Source organism: Streptomyces sp. NPDC037271 (assembly GCF_055603605.1).
The window spans coordinates 428,022-451,385 of the sequence record NZ_JBVJVN010000002.1; the positions used below are offsets into that span (position 1 = coordinate 428,022).

Sequence of the window (23,364 nt, forward strand, 5' to 3'; positions counted from 1 at the left end):
GTCTGGCGTGCCCCGCCCGCGGCGGGGCACGCTGGACCAGGGGTCCGGGGGGTTGGCGATGCGTGAGAGATGGTCCGCGGGGGTGCTGTGCGCGCTGTCGATGCTGTGCGCCGTGCTGCTGACGGGCTGCCAGAGCCCGGCGGGCCCGGCGGGCGAGGTCGACGGCGCGAGCGGGGACACGAACGGGGACGCCCGGATCGGCGGCGAGGCCGCGTCGGGCTCGGCCCCGGCCGCCGTCCGGCCGTCCGGGTACGGCGCGGTGTTCCTGGCGATCGACGAGTGCAGCTCGTTCGGGACGGTCAGCTTCACCGAGGTGCCGTGCGGCAGTGAGCGGGCGGCGGCGCGGGTCGTGGCGCGGGAGGACGGCCGTGCGGACGACGGGCCGCCGTGCCCCGCCACCACCGACTTCGTCCTGCACATCAGCGAGCAGCGCCCTTCCGCCGACGAGGACGGCGACGGGGCCGTGCCGCGGGGCTACGCCTGCATGCGCAAGCTCCAGCCGCCGCACCCCGGTGATCCGGGCGGCGGGGGCGGCCCGCGCACCATCGTCGGCGACTGCGTCTACGACGCCGGGAGCGGCAAGGTCCGCGAGACCGCGTGCGACGGCAAGGGCGAGAGGAAACCGCAGTTCAAGGTGGTCGAGGCGGTCGCGTCCCGGGGGGACTGCCCTGCCTCCACCGGCCTCTACGTCCGTCTCGGCGGCGAACGGCCGGTGGGCTGCGCCCGGCCGCTGTGACCCACCGCGGAGCCTCACGGGCTCGGGGTCTCAGCGGCGCCGGACGCAGCCACCGTCCTACGGGCGCAGCATCGGTTCGCGCTGCACGTCCCGCTCGTCCAGCTTGGCGTCGAACGTCGCCAGCGGCCTGGCCGCCGACGGGTTCTCCTGGACCTTGGCGGAGGCGACGCCCGCCCAGTCGAGGATGCGGGCCGTGGCGAGGGCCTTCTCCTCGGGCACCAGACCGGCGACGTTGGCACCGTGGTTCATGCCGGGCGCGGTGAGGACGTAGGAGTCACGCGCGCCGTGCCCGAGGCGGAAGGGCTCGGCACCCCACGGGTCGTTCTCGCCGTACACGAACAGCATCTGGTCGGCGTTGTGCCGCACCCAGCGGTCGACGTCCCGCATCGCCCACGGCTCGAACCTCATGTCGATCGAACGGGGCACGAAGTTGCGCGGCGGCTGGTAGCCGTAGCGGACGTACTTCTTCTCGATGTGCGGGAAGTGGATCGTCGGCGCGCCGAGCTGGGTGCCCGCCTGGTAGTAGTACGGCGTGTAGGGGGCGAGGCCCTGGTCCGTGTAGAAGGAGAAGCCGGAGATGGTGTTCACCGACTCCCAGAGCGCCTCGTCGGTGGCGTTCTCGGCGTCGGCCGGGATGCCGGCGCAGTCCTTCACGGTGCTGTACTGCCAGAAGCCCCAGACGTAGTCGAGGACGACGGCCTCGTAGGCGCGGTCCAGGCCGCCGATGGTGTCGAAGGTGTAGCCGTTCTCGGCCGCGTACGCCCGGTACTTCTCCTTGAGCGGCGCCCGGCGTACCAGTGCCTCGCGCTGCACGCCGTTCAGCCGGTCGCGGCACTCCTCGGTGCCGACGCGGGCGAAGAAGCGGTCGTAGGCGGAGTCCTCGCGGTTCACCACGTCGTTGGGGGCGACGTAGGCGACGACGCCGTCCATGTCGCGCGGGTAGAAGCGCTCGTAGTAGGTGGCGGTCATGCCGCCCTTGGAGCCGCCGGTGGAGATCCAGTTCTCGGAGTAGACCGGCTTCAGTGCCTTGAAGATGCGGTGCTGGTCGCTGGCGGCCTGCCAGATGTCCAGCTTGGACCAGTCGGCGGGCTCGGGACGGGACGGGGTGAAGTAGCGGTACTCCATGGAGACCTGGTTGCCGTCGACGATCTGGGTCGGCTCGCGGCGACTGGGGTTCGTGGAGACGCTGTAGCCGCCGGTGTAGAAGACCGTCGGGCGGGCCGTGTCCTTGTGCAGCACGGTGATCCGCTGCTGGAACGTGCCCTTGGACGGGCGCCGGTGGTCGACCGGCTGGGTGTAGTTGAGGACGAAGAAGCGGTAGCCGGTGTACGGCTTCTCCTCGATCAGGCTCATGCCCGGTATGGACAGCAGCCGGTCCTTGATGTCGACGGCCTTCGGCTCGGCGGCGGTGGCCGCGCCCGCCGTGCTGACGGTGCCTATGAGCACCGCGAGCGCCAGCAGCCATCTGAGCGCCTTGCGCATGCACCCTCCCTGTGAAGCAGATGTGCGCCGGAAGCTATCGGAGCAAGTCGTCCGCACACCAGGGGAGATGAGGAATTGGCAGCCGAAGACCCCTTCAGCAGAGGATCCAGCCGGAGCTGACCGAGCCCCCGGACACCTTGCCCCTCACCCACACGCAGCGCTTCCCGACGTGCACGGTCACCGGCCCCGCCCGGTAGGCGAACCGCCCCGCGTCCACGACCGGCCGGCCGCCGCGCGCCTGCACGCTGACGGACATCTGCCGCTTGGTGCCGGGGTTCTTGGGGACGGTGACGGCGCAGACGTAGCTGCCCCGCTTGTGGACGAGGACGGACCCGGTGGAGAACTGCAGTGTGCGTACCTTGCGGCCCGGGCACGCCGCGGCGGCCTGTGCCTCCTGCGGTACCGCGACGGCGAGCAGCCCGGCCGCGGCCAGCAGGGCCGTGCCGTGCGCCAGCCGCCGTCGTATTCCCGCCCCGCCCTGGCCCACCACGGTCCCCTCCGCCTCATCCGTACGGCGATCACCGACGTACGGGTGTACGGACGCACGCCACCTGTCGCATGGTTGCGCGAGTGTCAGTGCAGGGCGCCGACCGGCTCCTCCGGTTCGGCCGCGCCGACGAAGGTCCGCCACAGCCGCGCGTACCGCCCGTCGAGCGCCAGCAGCTCGTCGTGCGTACCGTCCTCGGCGACCCGTCCGCCGTCCATGACGACGACGCGGTCCGCGCGGGCGGCGGTGGTGAGCCGGTGTGCGACGACCAGTGTCGTACGGCGGCCCGCGACACGGTCGGTGGCCTGGTTGACCTGCGCCTCCGTGGCCAGGTCCAGGGCTGCGGTGGCCTCGTCGAGGAGCAGTACGTCGGGGTCGACCAGTTCGGCGCGGGCCAGCGCGATCAGCTGCCGCTGTCCGGCGGAGAGGTTGCGGCCCCGCTCGGCGACCTCGTGGAGGTAGCCGCCCTCCAGTGTCGCGATCATCTCGTGGGCGCCGACCGCCCGCGCCGCCGCCTCCACCTCGGCGTCGGTGGCGTCCGGGCGGCCGTAGGCGATGGCGTCCCGGACGGTGCCGGGGAAGAGGTACGCCTCCTGCGGGACGACTCCCAGCCGGTGCCGGTAGGAGGTGAGGTCGAGGGCGCGCAGGTCCTGCCCGTCGACGGTGACCCGTCCGCCCGTCGGGTCGTAGAACCGGGCGACCAGCTTGACCAGGGTCGACTTGCCCGCGCCGGTCTCGCCGACGAAGGCGACGGTCTGTCCGGCGGGGATGCGCAGGTCGATGCCGGTGAGGGCGGCGTCCTCCTCGTCGGCGCCCCCGTACCGGAAGTGCACGTCCTCGAAGGCGATGTCGCCGCGCAGGGATTGGACGTCGAGCGGCTTGTCGGGGGCCTTCGTCGACGTCGGTTCCCGCAGCAGTTCCTGGATGCGGCCGAGGGAGACGGACGCCTGCTGGTAGCCGTCGAAGACCTGGGAGAGCTGCTGGACGGGCGCGAAGAACAGGTCGATGTAGAGCAGGTACGCCACCAGCGCGCCGGTCGTCAGCGTCGCGTCGTCGATCCGCGCGCCGCCGACGATCAGTACGGCGGCGACCGCGGCCGAGGACAGCAGCTGCACGAACGGGAAGTAGACCGAGATCAGCCACTGGCCCCGGATGCGTGCCTGCCGGTAGCTGTCGCTGTGTTCGGCGAACCGCCGGCCGCCGTCGTGCTCGCGCCGGAAGGCCTGCACGATCCTGAGCCCGGCCACCGATTCCTGGAGGTCGGCGTTGACCGAGGAGACCCGTTCCCGGGCCAGTTCGTACGCCTTCACGCTGGCCCTGCGGAAGAAGTACGTGGCGATGATCAGCGGCGGCAGGGTCGCGAAGACGACCAGCGCGAGTTCCACGTCGATGACCAGCAGGGCGACCATGATGCCGAAGAAGGTGACGACCGAGACGAAGGCGGTGACGAGTCCGGTCTGCAGGAACGTCGACAGCGCGTCCACGTCCGTCGTCATCCGGGTCATGATCCGCCCGGTCAGTTCGCGCTCGTAGTAGTCGAGGCCGAGCCGCTGGAGCTGGGCGAAGATCTTCAGCCGGAGCGAGTAGAGGATCCGCTCCCCCGTCCGGCCGGTCATGCGGATCTCGCCGGTCTGCGCCGTCCACTGGGCGAGCACGGCGAGCAGCCCCAGCAGCGAGGCCGCCCAGACCGCGCCGAGGGCGGCCTGGGTGACGCCCTCGTCGATGCCGTGCCGGATCAGTACGGGCAGCAGCAGGCCCATGCCGGCGTCCACGGTGACCAGGGCGAGGCTGATCAGCAGCGGTGTGCGGAAGCCGCGCAGCAGGCGGCGCAGGCCGTAGGACTCCTCCGGTTCGACGGCCCGCGCCTCGTCGATGTCCGGGGTCGCGTCGGCGGGGGGCAGCGCGTCGACCTGGGCGAGCAGTTCCGGGGTGGCGGGGGTGCCGGCGAGGGCGGTGTCCTTCGGTACGCGGTCGCCGGTCCACAGCCGTGGGGTGACCCCGCGCTCGGCGTCGAACTCGGCGTCCAGCTCGTCGCGGACGGAGGTGTCCTCGGCGGGCGCGGCGGGCCGGGCGTGCCCCGGTGACACCCCGCCCAGCTCGTCGGGGTCGGTGAGCAGGCGCCGGTAGAGGGCGGAGCGCTCCTGGAGCTCTTCGTGGGTGCCGAGGTCGGCGAGGCGGCCGTGGTCGAGGACGGCGATGCGGTCGGCGAGGCCGAGGGTGGAGCGGCGGTGGGCGATGAGGAGCGTGGTGCGGCCCCGCATGACCTGCTTCAGCGCGTCGTGGATCTCGTGCTCGACGCGGGCGTCCACGGCGGACGTGGCGTCGTCGAGGACCAGCAGCCGGGGGTCGGTGAGGATCGCGCGGGCGAGGGCGACACGCTGGCGCTGGCCGCCGGAGAGGGTCAGGCCGTGCTCGCCGACGGTGGTGGCGTAGCCGTCGGGCAGTTCGGTGATGAACCGGTGGGCCTGCGCGGCCCGGGCGGCGGCCTCGATCTCCTCGTCGGTGGCGTCCGGACGGCCGTACGCGATGTTGGCGCGCACGGTGTCCGAGAAGAGGAAGGAGTCCTCGGGCACGAGTCCGATGGCGGCCCGCAGCGAGTCCAGGGTCAGTTCGCGCACGTCGTGGCCGCCGATGAGGACGGCGCCGCGCGTCACGTCGTAGAAGCGCGGCAGGAGCAGCGAGAGGGTGGACTTGCCGGAACCGGAGGAGCCGACCACGGCGAGGGTCTCGCCCGCGCGGATCTCGAAGGAGAGACCGTCGAGGACGGGCCTGCTCTCTCCGGAGTCCGTGGCGTAACCGAAGGCGACGTCGTCGAACTCGACGGTCGCGGGCGCGTCGGCGGGCAGGGTCCTGGTGCCGTCCTCGATCACGGGCTCGGTGTCGATCAGCTCCAGGACGCGTTCGGTGCCGGCGCGGGCCTGCTGGCCGACGGTGAGGACCATGGCGAGCATGCGGACCGGGCCGACGAGCTGCGCGAGGTAGGTGGAGAAGGCGACGAAGGTGCCGAGGGTGATGTTCCCGCGTACGGCGAGCCAGCCGCCGAGGGCGAGCATGGCGACCTGGCCGAGGGCGGGGACGGCCTGGAGGGCGGGGGTGTAGGTGGCGTTCAGTCTGATCGTCCGCAGCCGCCCGGCGAAGAGCCTGCGCCCGACCTCCCTGAGCTTCCCGGTCTCCTGCTCCTCCTGTCCGAAGCCCTTCACCACGCGTACGCCGCTCACCGAGCCGTCGACCACGCCGGCGACGGCGGCGGCCTGGGCCTGGGCGTACCAGGTGGCGGGGTGCAGGCGGGTGCGGCTGCGGCGGGCGATGAACCACAGCGCGGGGGCGACGGCGAGGGCGACGAGCGTGAGCGGCGGGGACAGCCACGCCATGATGACGAGGGAGATCAGGAAGAGCAGGACGTTCCCGATGGTCATCGGGAGCATGAACAGCAGGCTCTGGACCAGCTGGAGGTCACTGGTCGCCCGTCCGACGACCTGCCCCGTGGACAGCTCGTCCTGACGCTGCCCGTCGAGCCGGGTGATCGTCCCGTACATGTCGGTGCGCAGGTCGTGCTGGACGTCGAGGGCGAGCCGGCCGCCGTAGTAGCGGCGGATGTAGGTGAGGACGTAGACGACGACCGCGGCGCCGATCAGGAGACCGGCCCAGAGCGCCATGCCCCTGGTCTTGTCGCCGATCACGTCGTCGATGATCACCTTGGTGATCAGCGGGACCAGGGCCATGACGGCCATGCCCCCCAGAGAGGCGCCGAGGGCGAGGACGACGTCCTTGGGATAGCGCCAGGCGTAGCCCGCCAGTCGTCGTGCCCATCCCCGTTGCGCGTCCACGCCGTGCCCTCCGGTCATTCGTCGGTCGTCCTGCTCACCTGATCTACCGGAAGGCACCAACGCGGGCGAGCGGGGATTTCATCCCGCGGCAACGATTCAGGCGCGGACCCGGAGCCTGAGGAAGCGGGTCGTCTGTGCGGCGTTCTGGTTGTCGTCGCTGACGATCAGGACCTCCAGGCGGCCCTTGCTCCGGCCGGTGACGGTCATCCCCTCGAAGTTGTCGAGGAGCGGACTGGGCTGGGGCTGCTTGGCGGTGGCGCCGAGGGAGGGGCAGTCGGCGAGGTCGGCGAGGAGGGTCTTGCCGAGGGTGGCGCCGCGCCGGTCGGCCAGGTAGAGGCGGACGGTGTTGCCGACGCCGGAGGTGAAGCCGCGCTCCAGGACGAGGAGGCGCCCGTCGGGGGTGGCGGTGGTCTCGGAGACGCCGAGGCCGGTGTCGGTCCGGTAGGTGTACTGGGCGCCGAGCCGGAAGTGTCCGTGCCGCGTCCGCTGCCAGGTCTGGAAGCGGACCAGGTCGGCCGGGTCACCGGCGAGCGGGTACTCCATGGAGGCGATCAGGGTCCGGCCGCCGGGGAGGGCCGTGAGCCCCTCGAAGCTGCCGTTGGTCCGGGCGCGGCCCTCGGGGGCGGTGCGGAGGGCGTCCGGCACGGGGAGGCGGTCGAGGATCCGGCCGGTGCGGGAGTAGCGGCGGATGGACGGCTCGGTCTCGGAGGAGACGAGGTAGGTGCCGTCGCGGGAGACGACAAGCCCCTCGGCGTCGAGGGCGGCGCCGTTCTCGTCGGCGAGCGGGATCACGCCCCGCGGCTTCAGCGTGCGCGCGTCCAGCCGGAAGAGGGCGGAGCGGTCGGAGAGCGCGGCCAGGGAGCCGTGGCGGTCGCGGGCGAGGGCGGAGAGGTTGCCGACGTAGGTGCCGTCGTGGGTGGTCTTGTCGAGGGCGTCGGAGAAGCCGGTGAGGGAGACGGCGGGCGAGCAGTCGTTCCTCGGCGGCCTCTCGTGCGCGGCGGCGGGTCCGGCGGCGGTGAGGCAGCCGGCCGCCGCGAGACCTGCGGTGAGGGTGGCGAGGGCGGTACGAAGGGTTCTCGGGCGCATGGCCGTCACCGTAGGGCGGAGGGGTGGCCGGAAGTTGGCCGCTTTTCGAAGGGTGGGGTGCGGGAGGGCGTTCCGACGGCAAGTAATGAGACATGGCAGAGCAGAGGGAGAGCGGTCAGAGGCTGGCCGGGCGGCTGTACGCGACGCTGCGGGTACTGAAATTCCTCGTCGACTCCGGCGCGCCCAAGCCGGCGGTCCGGGACGAGTTCGAGGGGAAGGACAGTCCGCGCCGGCGGATCGAGGACCTGGAGCTGGATCTCTTCGAGGACCTGGTGACCGCTGTCCAGCGGGAACGGCACGCGAAGGCGGTGGGCGAGGTGTTCGGCGCGATAGCGGCCCTGGTGCCTGCGCAGGCCGTCGCCCTCGACAAGAACCTGGGCCTGCCGGAACTGGCCGAGTTCAACGCCGGACATCGCGCTCAGCTCGCCGCGCTCAAAGAGGAGTTCCCCGAACTGGTCGAGTGACGGGCCGCGGTCGGCGTCACCGCGTGCCCCGGCTCTCCGCGCCGCGGACGTTGCGAAGGACTACGGACACCATGACTGACCACAGCTTTCCTGACGCCGACGTACTGGGCGGGTGGCGACGTTCGACTCACAGCGACAGCGAGGGCGGCAGCTGCGTGGAGGTGGTGGACGACTGGCCTGCCGGAATACCCGTCCGGGATTCGAAGGTCCCCCACGGCCCCGCGCTGGTGCTCTCGACGGTCGGCTGGTCGTCGTTTATCACAGCACTCAAGGCGCACCCCTCCCCCTCAGAAGCGTGAACTTTCCAGCCCAATCGTCCTTACGTCGCTCATCTGAGTGCCCCAAGGACAAACACCCTCAAAAGTTCACGCTTTTCCGGACCATGGGTCCATGAGCCCGGCCCCCTGGCACGACCGTGACCCCCTCAGCACCGGACACGTGATCAGCACGACGCGCACACTCATGCGCACCGACGGACTGAACGTGTCCCTCCCCTCCGTCGCCCGCGCGTGCGGCGTCTCGCGCAACTACCTCTACTCCAACTGGAAGACGGCCTCCGCGCTTCACCTGCGCGCGCTGAAAACCGAACTTGGGCACGCCTTCGACAGCGCGGACCGCACGCACCCCAGTGACGGCACCGTCCGGGGAATCGTCGAGCACCTCGCGCAGGTCGTACGCGTCGTCCGACGCCATCCGACGACAGCCGCCGTCGCCCGAACCTCCTCCAGGGCGCTCTCACAGGCGCACACGGCGACCGACGGCCCTTTGGTGCAGGTGGTGACGAGGTGCGTCAGCGACCTGCTCCACCCCCTCGCCCGCACGGCGGAGTGTGGAGCGACCCCGCCCTGCATTCCACACCCTGGAAAATCATGTGGATCGCCCGGCCGGCCGCCCTCTGCCCCGAGGCCGTCGGCGACCAGGACTGGGAGGCCACTCTGGACGGGGCCTTCGCCGAGCTGCTGCGCGACCTGCTCGCCCCGTGGGCCGCGCCTGAGTGATCCCGCCACGGGATTCACAGCTGAGCCCCAGGCGGGGCACAGTCCGTGCCCATCGGCCGCGGACACGGTGGTGTGGTGACATCTGCCACCGCTCCACCGCACGCGGCCACCGAGCCGCCCGTACCGTCCCCGTCCCCGTCCCCCGGCGCGCCACGATGGTCGCTGCCGGTCCTGTCGGCGATCCTCGTCCTGGCGGCGGTTCTGTACTCCTGGAACCTGTCCGGGGCCGGCCTGAACAGCTTCTACAGTGCCGCCGTACTCAGCGGCACCGAGAGCTGGAAGGCATGGTTCTTCGGCTCACTGGACGCGGGGAACTTCCTCACCGTGGACAAGCCGCCCCTCGCCCTGATGGTCATGGGCCTGTCCTGCCGCCTCCTCGGCTACGGCACCTGGCAGATGATGCTGCCGCTGATCGCGGCCGCGCTGGCCACGATCTGGATCCTGCACTCCTCCGTGAAGCGGGTCTGGGGCCACGGCGCGGCGGCGGTCGCCGCGCTGGTGCTGGCGCTGACCCCGATCACGGTCGCCATCAACCGGGACAACAACCCCGACACGCTGCTGGTGTTCCTGATGGTGGCCGGGGCGGCCCTCGGCCTGCGCGCGGTCCGGGGCGGCCGGCTGCTGCCCCTGGTGGGCGCGGCGGCCTGCTTCGGGCTCGCGTTCAACACGAAGATGCTCCAGGGCTACATCGCGCTGCCGGCGGTCTTCGCCGTGTACGTGTACGCGACGGACCTCGGTTGGACGAAGCGCATCAGGAACCTGGTGCTCGCCGCTGTCACCCTGGCCGTCTCCAGCTTCTGGTGGGCGGCGGCGGTGTCCCTGGTGCCCGCCTCCGAGCGGCCCTACATCGGCGGTTCGACGGACGGCACGGCCTGGGACCTGATCACGGGCTACAACGGGTTCGGCCGGATCTTCGGCGGCGACGGCAACATGGGCGGCGGCGGAGGTGGCGGAGGCTTCGCGGGGGCGGCGGGCATCGGCAGGATGTTCAACGACGTCCTCGGCGGCCAGATCTCCTGGCTGCTCCCCTTCGCGGGCATCGCACTCGTCGGCGGCCTGGTGCTGTGCGGCAGGGCGCCCCGCACCGACCTCACCCGCGCCGCGCTGGTGCTCTGGGGCGGCTGGACGGTCCTGCACTACCTGACCTTCGCCATGGCCGAGGGCACCATGCACCCGTACTACACGACCGCGCTCGCCCCCGGCATCGCGGCGCTGTGCGGGGGCGGCGGCGTCATGCTGCTGCGCGCCTTCCGGGCCGGCCGGCGGTGGGTGTGGGTGCTGCCGCTCGCCCTCGGTGTCACCGGGGTCTGGGCGATCGTGCTGCTGCGCCGCGCGGCCGGCTGGAACACCTGGCTGTGGCCGACGATCGCGGTGGTGATGGCGCTGGCCATCGCGGGGCTGCTCGTCTTCCGTTCCGGACGCCGGGTGCGGCTGCTTGCGGTGTCCGTGGCCGCGGCCGTCGTCGCCGGGGTCGCGGGCCCGGCGGCGTACGCGTGGTCGGTGCCGTCCGGTTCGGGCGGCGGCATGGGCGGCACCAACCCGACCGCGGGCCCCTCGACGGGCGGTGGAATGGGCGGCGGCCCGGGCGGAGGCGGCGGCGGCCGGGGCGGATTCCCCGGGGGCGGGTCCGGCGAGGGGCCCGGCGGTCAGCCGGGCGGTCAGCCGGGCGGTCAGCCGCGGAGCGGCCAGGACACCCCGGCCGGCGGCACCGCCCCGGGCGGCGGCGAGCTGCCCGACGGCAGCGGGAACGGCCAGGCTCCCGGCGACGCCGGCGAGGCGGGCGGCACACCCCCGACCGGCACTCCCCCGGACAACGGCACGGGCACAGCCGGCAGCGGCGGTACCGACGCGGACGGCGGCGCAGGCACCGCCAACCGGCCGAACGGCGTCGGCGGCATGGGCGGCGTGAGCAGTGAGCTGATCGCCTACCTGAAGAAGCACCAGGACGGCGCCAAGTGGCTGCTGGCTGTGTCGAGTTCGCAGAGTGCCGCGCAACTCGTCCTCAGCAGCGGCGAGCCGGTCATCTCCATGTGGGGCTGGTCCGGCAGCGACAACGCGATGACCCTCGCCCGGCTCAAGGAGCTCGTGAAGAAGGGCGAGTTGCACTACGTCCAGGTCGGCGGCGGCATGGGTGGCGGTACGGGCGGCGGCTCCGGGGTCAGCACCCAGGTGACCCAGTGGGTCCAGGAGCACGGCACGGCCGTAGAGGAGAGCGACTACGCCGCCACCTCCACCGAGGAGTCCGCCTCGCAGGCGGAAAACACGTCGGCCGTGTACCGGTTGGACCCCTCGGACGTCACCTGACACCCGGCACATCCGACACAGCGGCCCCCGACCATCACGGTCGGGGGCCGCCGTCACGCAATCGACACTCTCCGTACACCCCACCTCCTACATGTCCATGCCACGCTCGTCGTACCGCTCCAGTCAACCCGCGTAGATCGGACACCCCATGCTCGCTATACGCATACGCCACCGGAAAGCGGTGGCCCTCGCCACGGCCGCCGTCCTCACCGCCCTCGCCGCCCCCTCGCTGACCGCCACCCCGGCCACGGCCACGACAGCCGCGCCGGCGACGACGGCCTCGGACTACGACTCGACGTACTACAGGAACGCGGTCGGCAAGACGGGCGAGAGCCTCAAGTCCTCGCTCCACACGATCATCAGCGACCAGACGAAGCTCTCGTACTCGGCGGTCTGGAACGCCTTGAAGTCCACCGACCAGGACCCGGCCGACAGCGGCAAGGTGATCCTGCTCTACTCCGGCATCTCCCGCAGCAAGTCGCTGAACGGCGGCGACACCGGCGACTGGAACCGCGAGCACGTGTGGGCCAAGTCCCACGGCGACTTCGGCACCTCGACCGGGCCCGGCACGGACCTGCACCACCTGCGTCCCGAGGACGTCCGGGTCAACAGCATCCGGGGCAACAAGGACTTCGACAACGGCGGCAGCGGCTTCACCGACAGCGGCGGCAGCCTCACCGACTCCGACTCCTTCGAACCCCGCGACGCCGTCAAGGGCGACGTGGCCCGCATGATCTTCTACATGGCGGTCCGGTACGAGGGCGGCGACGGCTGGGCCGACCTGGAGGTCAACGGCAGCGTCGGCAACGGCAGCAGCCCGTACATCGGCAAGCTCTCGGTACTGAAGGCGTGGAACGACGAGGACCCGCCGGACGCCTTCGAGGAGCGCCGCAACCAGGTCATCTACGACTCCTACCAGCACAACCGCAACCCGTTCGTCGACCACCCGGAGTGGGTCGAGGCGATCTGGTAGGCGGTCAGGCCACGAGGTCGGCGTAGACGATGATGTTGTCCGGGCGGTGGCCGTCGGTGATCTCGCCGCCGCAGGTGATCAGGCGCAGCTCGGGGCGGTCGGTCCTGCCGTAGACCTTCTCGGTGGGGAACGCGTCCTTGTCGACCTGTTCCAGCGCGGTGACGGCGAAGACCGCCCGGGTGCCGTCCTCGCGGGTGACGTCGATCGTGTCGCCGGGTTCGATCCTGTCGACGTTCTTCATGACCGCCGGGCCGTTCACCGTGTCGAAGTGGCCGACGAGGACGGCCGGTCCGGTCTCACCGGGCGTGACGCCGTTCCCGTACCAGCCGATGCGGTCGGCCTGGGCGACGGAAGGGACCTCGATGGTGCCGTCGGGGTTGAGGCCGAGCCTGAGCAGAGGGGCGGTGTCGACTCCGGCGGCGGGGACAGTGACCCTGACCGGCGGCGAGGCGGGCATCGGGGCCGGGGCGGTCCTGTCCGGGACGGGGGAGGCGGCGGGTGCGGCGGCGGACGTGGTGATCTTCGGGGGCGGCGTGGCCGCATGCCCGTCCGCCCCGCAGCCGGCGAGCGCGGCGGCGAAGGGCAGGACGAGCAGGGCCGTGGCCAGTCGGCGTCCGGCGGGCAGGCGCATGTCGGTCTCCTGGAAGCCCTGGCCCGATCCGGCCGTGAGGCGCGTACGTGCGTACGTGCGTACGTGCGGTTGACCGGACCAGGGCGCGGGTGTGTGCGGTCTCAACGGGTGGCGGCCGGCCTGCGTCGGCGCAGTGCGACGAAGGCGATCCCGGCGGCGCCGAGGGCCGCGGACGTTCCACCGACCGCAACGAGTGGCGAGTCGCCGCCGTCCGACGCCTCATAGCCCGCTGCGACACCGCCCCTCGGGACCACGGAGGTCTGAGCATTTCCACCCTGCCCCGTGTGACCCTTCTGGCCCGTCTGGCCCTTCTGGCCGGAGTCGTCGGTCCGGTACGCGAAGCTGCACCCCTCCGGCAGGCGGGGGAAAGAGTGGACCGACGCCGGGTGACCGCCGCCCTCCATGTTCGTCCGCAGCTGCGGGTGGCTGCTGTTGGGGCGGAGGATCTCCGCGAGGAAACCCGCGCTCGCGGGCAGCTTCGGGTGCGTGCGGTCGAGCGAGAGGCCCGGGAGAAACCCTTCCTCGCCCGCCACCCGGAAGCGGACGGACGGCCCGGAGGGACTGATCGTGAGCACCGCGGCGGTACCGGCGCCGATGCTCTGCTCCTTCGTCACGACGCACCGGACGGGAGTCACCGGGCCCTGCCCGTCGGAACCCCCGTCGGTGACCGGGGCCGTCGGGGCCGTCGGGGCCGGCAAGGCGGTGGCCGGGGCGGTGGCCGGGGCGGACGTGGAAGCGGAGGCGGAGGGCGAGGGCGGGGCGGTGTCCGGCGCCTCGGGGGAAGCGGATGCCGTGAGGGGGGCGGTCGCCGGGGCGGTGACGGACTCGGCCGGCGAGGGGGAGGTATGGGCGACGGCGGTCACCGCGGAGGTGAGGACGACGCCGGTCACCGCGACGGTACCGACGGCTGCGCGCAGCACGCGACGACGGCCTGCGGACTGGGCAGAAGCAACAAAAGAGGGCGCAACAATCTTTCGCAAGGAAGGGACATCTTTCCGGTTGGCGGGACTCATCGAGGCTATGAACCGCCAACCGTGGAACCGTGTGTTCCACGTCACAGGCCTGTCGCAGGGCACGCGCGGTGCGGCAGTGCCCTGCGGTGCCGTCGAGCGCCTGCGGGTGCGCTGCCGTCAGTCCAGGTGCGTCGGCGCGAACATCCGCAGGACGGCGGGGAGGACGACCACCGACGGACCCGGCGAGGCGAGCGCCTTCGCCAGGTCCGCCTCCAGGGTCCGCGGGCAGGTGCGTACGCCCGGCACACCGAAGGACTCCGCCAGCGCCACGTAGTCGGGGCCGGTCAACTCGGTCGCCGTCGGCTGCCCGAAGGCGTCCGTCATGTACTCGCGCAGGATGCCGTAGCCGCCGTCGTCGACGATCAGCCAGGTGACGTTCAGGTCGTACTGGCGGGCCGTGGCGAGTTCGGCGACGGAGTACAGGGCGCCGCCGTCGCCGGACACCGCCAGCACCGGGTGGGTGGGATCGGCGACCGCGGCTCCCAGCGCCGCCGGGAAGCCGTAGCCGAGGCCGCCCGCGCCCTGGGCCGAGTGCATCGTGTTGGGGGCCTTGGCGTCGAAGGCCGACCACGCCCAGTAGGCGAGGATGGTCATGTCCCAGAAGGACGGGGCGCCGGCCGGAAGGGCCCCGCGGACTGCCGCCAGCACGTCCTGCTCCAGGGTGAGCCCCTGGGACGCGATGCGCTCGCGGACCTTGTCCAGTACCTCCCGTACACGCTCCGCGGCGGTGGGATCGGGACGCTCCTCCACCGTCTCCAGGAGTGCCTGGAGGGCGAGGCGGGCGTCGGCGTGGATGCCGAGGGCCGGGTGGTTGGATTCCAGTTTGCCGAGGTCGGCCTCGATCTGGATCACCCGGCCGCGCGGCTCGAACGTGTGGTAGTTCGAGGACAGTTCGCCGAGGCCCGACCCGACCACCAGCAGTACGTCGGCGTCCTCCAGGAAGTCCGTCGTGTGGCGGTCCTCCAGCCAGGACTGGAGGGAGAGCGGGTGCGTCCACGGGAACGCGCCCTTGCCGCCGAAGGTCGTGACGACGGGGGCCTGGAGCCGCTCCGCCAGCTGCCGCAGCTTCTTCGACGCGTCCGCCCGTACGACTCCCCCGCCCGCGATGACGGCCGGACGTTCCGCGCGCGACAGCAGGTCGGCGGCGACCGCCGTCAGTTCGGGGCGCGGCGGCAGTTCCTCGGGGAAGGTGTCGCCGCCCGTCACCACCGGGATCGACGTCCGCGCCAGGAGGACGTCCTGCGGGATCTCCACCCACACCGGCCCGTGCGGCACGGTCAGCGCCGACGTCCACGCCTCCGCGATCGCGGACGGGATCTGGGACTGGGTGCGGGCCGTGTGGACGGACTTCACCACGCCGCGGAAGGACGCCGCCTGGTCCGGGAGTTCGTGCAGGTAGCCTCGGCGCCCGCCGCCCAGGCCCGCCGTCGGGACCTGGCTGCCGATCGCCAGCACGGGCGCGGAGGCCGCCCGCGCCTCCTGGAGCGCGGCCAGCGAGGTGAGCGCGCCCGGGCCGGTCGACAGCAGCAGCGGGGCCGCCTCACCGGTGATCCGGCCGTACGCGTCCGCCGCGAAACCGGCGTTGTTCTCCACCCGCAGGCCGATGTAGCGCAGGTCGGAGCGGCGCAGCGCGTCGAACACGCCGAGGGCGTGCTGGCCGGGCAGGCCGAAGACGGTGGTCGCGCCGAGCCCGGCCAGGGTCTCCACGACCAGGTCTCCGCCGGTGCGGCCGCCGGGAGGGTTCAGTGCGGCCTCCGTCTGCGCGGCGGTCGGGCGGAGCACCAGGTCGTGGTCGTGGGTCACTTGTTCTCGGTCTCCTGGTCCGTCGCGCGCGCCCGGGCGATCTGGCGGCTCATGATGGTGGTCAGTTCGTAGGCGGTGTGGGAGGCGGCCACCGACGTGATCTCCGCGTGGTCGTACGCGGGGGCCACCTCGACGACGTCGGCCGACACCAGGTTGCAGGATGCCAGGCCGCGCAGGATCTCCAGCAGCTCGCGGGAGGTCATGCCGCCGGCCTCGGGGGTGCCGGTACCGGGGGCGTGCGCGGGGTCCAGGCAGTCGATGTCGATGGAGATGTAGAGGGGGCGGTCGCCGATGCGCTGGCGGAGCTGGTCGGCGACCTCGTCCGCGCCGCGGCGGTAGACGTCGGCGGAGGTGACGATGCCGAAGCCCATCTTCTCGTCGTCGGTGAGGTCCTGCTTGCCGTACAGGGGGCCGCGGGTGCCCACGTGGGAGAGGGCCGACGTGTCGAGGATGCCCTCCTCCACCGCGCGCCGGAACGGCGTGCCGTGCGTGTACTCGGCGCCGAAGTAGGTGTCCCAGGTGTCCAGGTGGGCGTCGAAGTGGAGCAGGGCGACCGGGCCGTGCTTCCTGGCGACCGAGCGGAGCAGCGGGAGGGCGATGGTGTGGTCGCCGCCCAGGGTCATCAGGCGGGCGCCGGTGCCGAGGAGGTCGTCGGCGGCGGCCTCGACGGTCTCGACGGCCTCGTTGATGTTGAACGGGTTGACGGCGATGTCGCCGCCGTCGGCGACCTGGGCGAGGGCGAAGGGAGAGGCGTCCTGGGCCGGGTTGTAGGGGCGCAGCAGGCGGGAGGCCTCACGGATCGCGTTGCCGCCGAAGCGGGCGCCCGGCCGGTACGAGACACCCGAGTCGAACGGCACGCCGACGACGGCGACGTCGGCGGTACCGACCTCGTCCAGGCGCGGCAGCCGGGCGAAGGTCGCGGGACCCGCGTACCGCGGCACGCGGGAGGAGTCGACGGGTCCGCGGGGCGTCTCGTTGCTGCTCATGTACTGCCTTCCTTCTTACGCTTCGTCGCGTATGTACTGCCGCTGTCCGACTCTACTGGTGAGCCGGGAATGCCGGTTCGGACAGGATTTCGGGGGCGTCCGCGCGGACCGTCTTCCCCTCCGCATTCGGTCCGCATTCGGTCCGCATTCGGTCCGCATCGGGTTCCGCGTTGGGTCCGCGTTGGGTCCGGAATGACACTAGGTGGTTGAAAAGCGGCTGCGAAGTGTACGTTTCATCCACTCGGGCTCGCTTTGAGGGAGGAAACGTCCACCATGCAGGAACCGGCCGTTCCACCCGGGCCTCCCGGGCCTCCCACGCCCCCGGTGTCCCTCGCGGCCCTGCTGACCCGCGACGACCTGGCCCTGCGGCAGCTCGCCGGGCCCCCGGCCGCGGACGTCACGATCCGCTGGGCGCACACCTCGGAGATGTCCGACCCCTTTCCGTACCTGCTGGGCGGCGAACTGCTGCTGACGGCGGGCGTGCACATCCCGGACGGGGCGGGCTCGGGGCCGTACTTCGACGGCTACGTGTCCCGGATCGTGGCAGCGGGCGGTGCCGCGCTCGGCTTCGGGGTGGCGCCCGTGCACGACACCGTGCCGGGGGCGCTGGTCGCGGCCTGCGAGGCGTACGGGCTGCCGCTGGTGGAGGTGCCGCCGCGGACGACGTTCTCGGGCGTGGTCCGCGCGGTGTGGCAGCTGATGGCGCAGGCCCGGCTGGCCGAGCTGCGCCGGGTCGCCGAAGCCCAGCAGGGCCTGGCCGCCGCGGCCTCCCGTCCGGACCCGGTGCCGTCGGTACTGCGCCGGCTGGCCGGCCGGCTCGACGGGCGGGCGGTGCTGTACGGGCCGGAGGGCGCGGAGATCGCGGCGGCGGGACGGGAACCCGGGGCCGAGGTGCGGCGGGCGCTGGCGGAGCTGGCCCGGTTCGTCACCGGCCACGCCCCCACCACCGCCACGGACACCGTCGCCGGCACCCGCCTCGCCGCGTACGCCCTCGGCACCGGGCGGGGCTTCGTCCTCGCGGTCGCCGCCCCGCACCGGGAACCCGGGGACCACACCATCGCGTCGGTCGCCGCCGTCCTGCTCTCCCTCCTCACCGGCGAACACCGGAGCGGCACGGGCGCGGCCCGCTCCTCCGCGCTCGTCCGGCTGCTGCTGGGCGCCCGCCCCGAGGAGGTCGCGCCGCTGCTCGGCGGCGGGGACGGCGAGAGTGCCGCCCGCTGGCACGTCGTCCACGCCCACCCCCACACCGGCACTCCCGACCCGGTCGCCGCCTCGGCGCTGGGCGCGGCCCTCGGCTCGCCCCTGGTCGACGCGGCCGGGGACGTCGTGCGGGTACTGGTCCCGGCCGGGCCGGAGGACGGCCGCCCGGCGAACCCGGCCGCCCCGGACCGCCCCACCGGGCCGAAGGCACCCGCCGGCCCCGGATCCAGCCCCGCCGCTCAGCCCGGCTGGACGCTCGGCGTCAGCGCCCCCGTCGCCCCCGCCGAGTGGCCGGCCGCCGATGCCCAGGCGGCCCGTGCGCTGGCCCGGGCCAGGGCCACCCGGGTGCCGCTGGTCCGGCACGGCGCGCGGCCCGCGTTCGCCGACCTCGTGCCGGACGGCGAGGCCGAGGCGCACGCGCGGGCGCTGCTCGCCCCGGTCGCGGCCGTCCCCGCGCTCACCGAGACGCTGCGCACCTGGCTCTCCCTGCACGGCAGCTGGGACCGCACCGCCGTCGCCCTGTCCGTGCACCGCAACACCGTCCGGCAGCGCATCGCCCGCTGCGCGGCCCTGCTGGACACCGACCTCGACGACCCGGACGTACGGATGGAGTTGTGGTTCGCGCTGCGAAGGTGACCCGCGTCCCAGCGTGCGCCATGCCGAAGACGCCGAGCGGCGGCTGCCCCACAATGGAGCCATGCCGATACCCGGGACACCCAGCCGCGCCGAACTCGCCGAACACCTCGTCAGAACCCGTATCGCGGGCGACGTCGCCACGCCCCGCGAGAACAACCTCTCCCACTACCGCAAGCTGGCGAACGGGGACCGGGGCTTCTGGCTCGGCCTGGAGCTGGGCGACCGCTGGACTGACGAGCAGGACGTGCTCGCGGTGATGGCCGAGCGGGTCGGCGTCAACGACGACCCCGAATACCGGTACGGCCAGGACACCATCGACCCCGAACTGACCGTGGCCGCGCTGGAACGCATGGCCGGCCGGCTGCGCAAGGCGGCGGACGGCGGGCAGCGGGTGCTGTTCGCCACCGGCCACCCGGGCGGCCTGCTCGACGTGCACCGCGCCACGGCCGACGCGCTGCGCACCGCCGGATGCGAGATCGTCGTGATCCCCGAGGGGCTGACGACGGAGGAGGGGTACGTCCAGCAGTTCGCCGACGTGGCGGTGCTGGAACACGGCGCCACGCTGTGGCACACCCATTCCGGTGAACCGATGAAGGCCATCCTCACCGGCCTGGAACGTGCGGGCCGCCCGCTGCCCGACCTGGTCGTCGCCGACCACGGCTGGGCCGGTTACGCCGGTCAGCACGGCGTCGACTCCGTCGGCTACGCGGACTGCAACGACCCGGCGCTCTTCCTCGCCGAGTCCGAGGGCACCCTCCAGATCGCGGTGCCGCTGGACGACCACGTGGTCAGCCCGCGCTACTACGACCCGATGACGGCGTACCTGCTGACGGAGGCCGGGCTGAAGTAGCCCCCGCCGCCCCGCCGGCCCGCCGCCTCTCCGTCTTCCCTCCCGCCCCGACGGCCCGTTCACGGCCAGGGCTTGAGCCCCTCCGAGCGGCGCTGCGCGAACCCGGGCGTCGGGTCCAGGTAGACCCGGCGGATCATCGGGAACTCCTCGCGCAGCCGCTGCTCGGCCCGCTCGCACGCCCACTCGATCTGCGCCGCCGTCGCCACGTCCCGGAAATCGACCTTGGCGGCGACCAGCGCCTCCCGCGGCCCCTGCACCAGCGTGGTCAGCTCCAGTACGGCCTCGATGTGCTCGACGGCCACCAACTCCGACCGGATGCGCTCCCGCACGGTGCGGGGCAGCGGGCGGCCGATGAGGAACTCGGCGTTGGAGCGGCCCAGCACCCAGGCGACGTACAGCAGCAGCGCGCCGATGCACAGGGAGGCGACGCCGTCCCAGACGCCGGAGCCGGTGAGCTGCCCGCCGAGCAGTCCGCCCGCGGCCAGCAGCAGGCCGGCCAGGGCGGCGGAGTCCTCCATGACGACGGCCTTGACGGCGGTGTCGGGGGTACGGCGCAGGTAGCGGCCGAAGGGCACCTTGTGGCGGCGGGCCTCGCCGTGCGCCTGCTTGAGGCCGGTGCGCAGCGAGTACCCCTCCAGCAGGAAGGCGACGGCGAGGACGAGGTAGGCGATCAGCGGGTCGCCCACTTCCTCCCCGTGGGTGAGGGTGTGAACGCCGTCGTAGAGGGAGAAGACCGCGCCGCCGACGAAGGTGGCGACGGCGGCGAGCAGGGCCCAGATGTAGCGTTCGGGGCCGTGGCCGAGGGGGTGGTCCTCGTCGGCGGGGCGGGCGCTGCGTTTGAGCGAGGTCAGCAGCAGGACCTCGGTGACGGTGTCGGCGACCGAGTGCGCGGCCTCCGACAGCATCGCGCTGGAGCCGCTGATCACGCCGGCCACCGCCTTGGCGACGGCGATGCCCAGATTGGCGAAGGCGGCGACCAGCACCGTGAAGGTGCTCTCGCCGCCGCCGGTCTCGTGCCGCTGAGGTTCCGCCATGCCCCTCAGTGTTCCCGAGGTACGCGCACCACGCCTTCCTGGATGACCGAGATGGCGAGCCGCCCGTCCTGGGTGTAGATGCGGGCCTGGCCCAGGCCCCGGCCGCCGGACGCGGACGGCGACTGCTGGTCGTACAGCAGCCACTCGTCGGCGCGGAAGGGCCGGTGGAACCACATCGCGTGGTCCAGCGAGGCCCCCACGACGTCACCGACGGCCCAGCCGCCGCGGCCGTGCGCGAGCAGGACCGAGTCGAGGAGGGTCATGTCGGAGACGTAGGTGGCGAGGACGACGTGCAGGAGGGGTTCGTCGACGGCGCCGCCGAGTTTGCCGTTGGTGCGGAACCACACCTGGGAGTGCGGCTCGCGCGGGGTGCCGAAGTCGCCGAAGGGCGGGTCGTCGACGTAGCGGAGGTCGACGGCGGCGCGGGCCTCCAGGAAGCGTTCCACCGTCTCGGCGGGCAGGTGCGGGTAGCTCCGCAGCCGCTGCTCGCCGGTGGGGAGGGTCGCCGGGTCCGGGGCGGGCGGCATCGGGGCCTGGTGGTCGAGGCCCTCCTCGTACGTCTGGAAGGACGCCGACAGGCCGAAGACCGGCTTGCCGTGCTGGACGGCGACCACCCGGCGGGTGGTGAAGGAGCGGCCGTCGCGCAGGCGGTCGACGTTGTAGACGATGGGAGCGCCGGGGTCCCCGGGGCGCAGGAAGTACGCGTGCAGGGAGTGCGCGTGCCGGTCGGCGGGGACCGTGCGCCCGGCGGCGACCAGCGCCTGGGCGGCCACCTGCCCGCCGAAGACCCGGGGGACGACGGCGGAGCGGGAGTGGCCGCGGTAGATGTCCTCCTCGATCCGCTCGAGGTCGAGCAGATCGAGGAGGGACTGGAGTGCTTCGCTCATGCCCCGAGGGTCACAGGCCCATGTTCTTCGCGATGATCATCTTCATGACCTCGCTGGTGCCGCCGTAGATGCGGTTGACACGGTTGTCCGCGTACAGGCGGGCGATCGGGTACTCGTTCATGTAGCCGTAGCCGCCGTGCAGCTGGAGGCAGCGGTCGATGACGCGGTGGGCGACCTCGGTGCAGAACAGCTTGGCGCTGGCGGCCTCGGCGGGGGTGAGCTCGCCGGCGTCCAGGGCCTCGGTCGCGCGGTCGGCGACGGCCTCGGCGGCGTCCACCTCGGCCTGGCAGGCGGCCAGCTCGAACTTGGTGTTCTGGAAGTGGGCGACCGGCTTGCCGAAGACGGTGCGCTCCTGCACGTACTGCGTGGCGAAGCGGACGGCGGCCTTGGCCTGCGCGTAGGCGCCGTAGGCGATGCCCCAGCGCTCGGAGGCCAGGTTGTGGCCGAGGTAGGAGAAGCCCTTGTTCTCCTCGCCGAGCAGGTCCTCGACGGGCACCTTGACGTCGACGAACGCCAGCTCGGCGGTGTCGGAGGTGCGCAGGCCCAGCTTGTCCAGCTTGCGGCCCACCGAGTAGCCCTCGGACTTGGTGTCCACGGCGAACAGGGAGATGCCGTGGCGGCGGTCCTCGGCCGTGGGGGCGGCGGTGCGGGCGCAGACGATCACCTTGTCGGCGTGCACGCCGCCGGTGATGAAGGTCTTGGCGCCGTTGAGGACGTAGTGGGTGCCGTCCTCGGAGAGCTTGGCGGTGGACTTCATGCCCGCGAGGTCGGAACCGGTGCCCGGCTCCGTCATCGCGATGGCCCACATCTCCTCGCCGGTGACGAACTTCGGCAGGTAGCGCTTCTTCTGCTCGTCGGTCGCCAGCATGTTGATGTACGGCAGGGCGAGCAGCACGTGCACGCCGGAGCCGCCGAACTGGACGCCCGCGCGGGCGGTCTCCTCGTAGAGGACGGCCTCGAACTTGTGGCTGTCCATGCCGGCGCCGCCGAACTCCTCGGGCACGTTGATGCCGAAGATGCCCAGCTCACCGAGCTTGTAGTAGAACTCGCGCGGCGCCTGGCCCGCGGCGAACCACTCGTCGTAGACGGGGACGACCTCGGCCTCGATGAAGGCGCGGAGGGTCTCCCGGAACGCCTCGTGGTCCTCGTTGAACACCGTACGGCGCACCGCGCCACCTCCAGGGTACGTATCTAAGCGCTTGCTCAGACTTCACCGTACCGGCGGGTAGGGAGAGGCGTCCAGAGTGGGGCGCGGGTAACCCTCGTCACTCCCCGGCCCCGTCGGGCGTCAGCCCTCCCCCACCGCCGCGAACGCCCCCCGCGCCATCCGGTGCAGCAGCGCCGCCGTCACCGCACGGCCCGGCAGGGAACCCGAGCGGCCCAGGTGCGGGGTGGAGTTCAGGAGGCCGAAGACCGAGTGGACCGCGGAGCGGGCGGCGGGCTCGGCGACCGCCGGGTAGACCTCGCGGAGCACGCCGACCCACAGCTCGACGTACTGCCGCTGCAACTGCCGCACCAGCTTGCGGTCGGTGTCCCGGAGGCGGTCCAGCTCGCGGTCGTGCAGGGTGATGAGCGGGCGGTCGTCGAGCGCGAAGTCGATGTGACCCTCGATGAGCGAGTCGAGGACCGCCTCGGGACCCGCCCCGGCACCGGAACCGGCCCCGGGCCCCGCACCGGAGCCGCTCACCCCCTCGGCCTCCGCCAGCCGCCGCTTGGCCCCGGTCAGCAGCGAGTCGCTGATCCCGACCAGCAGCTCGGCGAGCATCGCGTCCTTGCCGGCGAAGTGCCGGTAGAGGCCGGGGCCGCTGATACCGACCGCGGCCCCTATCTCGTCGACGCCGACCCCGTGGAAGCCGCGCTCGGCGAAGAGCCGGGCGGCCTCCCTGAGGATCTGCTCACGGCGGGTGGGGGCGTCGGTTCTGGTGGCCATGGGATCAATTCTAGACAGGGCGGTTAGCGGTCGTTAA

At 72.5% G+C, this 23,364-nt stretch carries 20 protein-coding genes; 8 read left to right on the forward strand and 12 right to left on the reverse strand.

From position 1 onward, the window contains the following. The first annotated feature begins 58 nt into the window (after window positions 1-58). Window positions 59-736, forward strand: a complete 678-nt coding sequence (locus ACZ7G3_RS06565; RefSeq protein ID WP_470923639.1) for a hypothetical protein — start codon at window positions 59-61, stop codon at window positions 734-736. A gap of 57 nt (window positions 737-793) precedes the next feature. Here the strand turns inward: ACZ7G3_RS06565 and ACZ7G3_RS06570 are convergent, their stop codons facing one another. From ACZ7G3_RS06570 to ACZ7G3_RS06585, 4 genes are all read right to left on the reverse strand, one after another. Beyond that, entirely contained in the window at window positions 794-2,218 is a 1,425-nt protein-coding gene (locus ACZ7G3_RS06570) for a S28 family serine protease (RefSeq protein ID WP_470923641.1), read from the reverse strand. A 94-nt stretch (window positions 2,219-2,312) separates the two neighbouring features. Then, on the reverse strand, window positions 2,313-2,705 hold the full coding sequence (locus ACZ7G3_RS06575; RefSeq protein WP_470923984.1) for a hypothetical protein: 393 nt from the start codon (window positions 2,703-2,705) through the stop codon (window positions 2,313-2,315). An 86-nt stretch (window positions 2,706-2,791) separates the two neighbouring features. After that, window positions 2,792-6,532 (reverse strand): ABC transporter ATP-binding protein, encoded by a 3,741-nt coding sequence (locus tag ACZ7G3_RS06580; RefSeq protein WP_470923986.1) that lies wholly within the window; start codon window positions 6,530-6,532, stop codon window positions 2,792-2,794. Window positions 6,533-6,628: 96 nt separating this feature from the next. Further along, window positions 6,629-7,618: an esterase-like activity of phytase family protein gene (locus ACZ7G3_RS06585; protein ID WP_470923643.1), complete on the reverse strand. Its 990-nt coding sequence runs from the start codon at window positions 7,616-7,618 to the stop codon at window positions 6,629-6,631. Window positions 7,619-7,710: 92 nt separating this feature from the next. Between ACZ7G3_RS06585 and ACZ7G3_RS06590 the strand changes: the two genes are divergently transcribed. The 5 genes from ACZ7G3_RS06590 to ACZ7G3_RS06610 all read left to right on the forward strand — a co-directional run bounded on the left by ACZ7G3_RS06590 (window position 7,711) and on the right by ACZ7G3_RS06610 (window position 12,357). Beyond that, window positions 7,711-8,082, forward strand: a complete 372-nt coding sequence (locus tag ACZ7G3_RS06590; protein WP_470923645.1) for a hypothetical protein — start codon at window positions 7,711-7,713, stop codon at window positions 8,080-8,082. A 71-nt stretch (window positions 8,083-8,153) separates the two neighbouring features. Beyond that, complete coding sequence (locus ACZ7G3_RS06595; RefSeq protein ID WP_470923647.1) at window positions 8,154-8,381, forward strand: DUF397 domain-containing protein; 228 nt, start codon at window positions 8,154-8,156, stop codon at window positions 8,379-8,381. A gap of 570 nt (window positions 8,382-8,951) precedes the next feature. Further along, window positions 8,952-9,080 carry a hypothetical protein gene (locus ACZ7G3_RS06600; protein WP_470923649.1) on the forward strand — a complete coding sequence of 43 codons (129 nt, stop codon included), beginning with the start codon at window positions 8,952-8,954 and terminating at the stop codon, window positions 9,078-9,080. 75 nt (window positions 9,081-9,155) lie between these two features. Then, on the forward strand, window positions 9,156-11,384 hold the full coding sequence (locus ACZ7G3_RS06605) for an ArnT family glycosyltransferase (protein ID WP_470923651.1): 2,229 nt from the start codon (window positions 9,156-9,158) through the stop codon (window positions 11,382-11,384). A gap of 148 nt (window positions 11,385-11,532) precedes the next feature. Continuing rightward, window positions 11,533-12,357, forward strand: coding sequence for an endonuclease I family protein (locus ACZ7G3_RS06610; RefSeq protein WP_426601479.1), 825 nt, complete (start codon window positions 11,533-11,535; stop codon window positions 12,355-12,357). Window positions 12,358-12,361: 4 nt separating this feature from the next. Here the strand turns inward: ACZ7G3_RS06610 and ACZ7G3_RS06615 are convergent, their stop codons facing one another. The 4 genes from ACZ7G3_RS06615 to speB form a co-directional block, all read right to left on the reverse strand. After that, window positions 12,362-12,988 (reverse strand): class F sortase, encoded by a 627-nt coding sequence (locus ACZ7G3_RS06615; protein WP_470923653.1) that lies wholly within the window; start codon window positions 12,986-12,988, stop codon window positions 12,362-12,364. A gap of 101 nt (window positions 12,989-13,089) precedes the next feature. After that, window positions 13,090-13,908 (reverse strand): hypothetical protein, encoded by an 819-nt coding sequence (locus ACZ7G3_RS06620; protein WP_470923655.1) that lies wholly within the window; start codon window positions 13,906-13,908, stop codon window positions 13,090-13,092. Between the two features lie 210 nt (window positions 13,909-14,118). Beyond that, the gene (locus tag ACZ7G3_RS06625; RefSeq protein WP_470923657.1) at window positions 14,119-15,804 is read right to left on the reverse strand and encodes a thiamine pyrophosphate-binding protein; all 1,686 of its coding nucleotides are present in this window, start codon (window positions 15,802-15,804) and stop codon (window positions 14,119-14,121) included. Continuing rightward, window positions 15,801-16,790, reverse strand: a complete 990-nt coding sequence (gene speB / locus ACZ7G3_RS06630) for an agmatinase (RefSeq protein WP_470923659.1) — start codon at window positions 16,788-16,790, stop codon at window positions 15,801-15,803. The genes ACZ7G3_RS06625 and speB overlap by 4 nt, the downstream gene beginning before the upstream one ends. 273 nt (window positions 16,791-17,063) lie before the next feature. On the opposite strand from speB, the gene ACZ7G3_RS06635 reads away from it, so the two are divergent. Both ACZ7G3_RS06635 and ACZ7G3_RS06640 read left to right on the forward strand, forming a co-directional pair. Beyond that, window positions 17,064-18,626, forward strand: a complete 1,563-nt coding sequence (locus tag ACZ7G3_RS06635) for a PucR family transcriptional regulator (RefSeq protein ID WP_470923661.1) — start codon at window positions 17,064-17,066, stop codon at window positions 18,624-18,626. A gap of 61 nt (window positions 18,627-18,687) precedes the next feature. After that, window positions 18,688-19,476 carry a phosphatase gene (locus ACZ7G3_RS06640; RefSeq protein WP_470923663.1) on the forward strand — a complete coding sequence of 263 codons (789 nt, stop codon included), beginning with the start codon at window positions 18,688-18,690 and terminating at the stop codon, window positions 19,474-19,476. Between the two features lie 59 nt (window positions 19,477-19,535). On the opposite strand, the gene ACZ7G3_RS06645 is transcribed toward ACZ7G3_RS06640, so the two are convergent. The 4 genes from ACZ7G3_RS06645 to ACZ7G3_RS06660 all read right to left on the reverse strand — a co-directional run bounded on the left by ACZ7G3_RS06645 (window position 19,536) and on the right by ACZ7G3_RS06660 (window position 23,327). Beyond that, complete coding sequence (locus tag ACZ7G3_RS06645) at window positions 19,536-20,510, reverse strand: cation diffusion facilitator family transporter (protein WP_470923664.1); 975 nt, start codon at window positions 20,508-20,510, stop codon at window positions 19,536-19,538. Between the two features lie 5 nt (window positions 20,511-20,515). Continuing rightward, window positions 20,516-21,397 carry an acyl-CoA thioesterase gene (locus tag ACZ7G3_RS06650; protein ID WP_470923666.1) on the reverse strand — a complete coding sequence of 294 codons (882 nt, stop codon included), beginning with the start codon at window positions 21,395-21,397 and terminating at the stop codon, window positions 20,516-20,518. A gap of 10 nt (window positions 21,398-21,407) precedes the next feature. Further along, window positions 21,408-22,565 carry an acyl-CoA dehydrogenase family protein gene (locus ACZ7G3_RS06655; RefSeq protein ID WP_470923668.1) on the reverse strand — a complete coding sequence of 386 codons (1,158 nt, stop codon included), beginning with the start codon at window positions 22,563-22,565 and terminating at the stop codon, window positions 21,408-21,410. A gap of 120 nt (window positions 22,566-22,685) precedes the next feature. Next, window positions 22,686-23,327 carry an SACE_7040 family transcriptional regulator gene (locus ACZ7G3_RS06660; RefSeq protein WP_470923670.1) on the reverse strand — a complete coding sequence of 214 codons (642 nt, stop codon included), beginning with the start codon at window positions 23,325-23,327 and terminating at the stop codon, window positions 22,686-22,688. Between the last annotated feature and the right edge of the window lie 37 nt (window positions 23,328-23,364).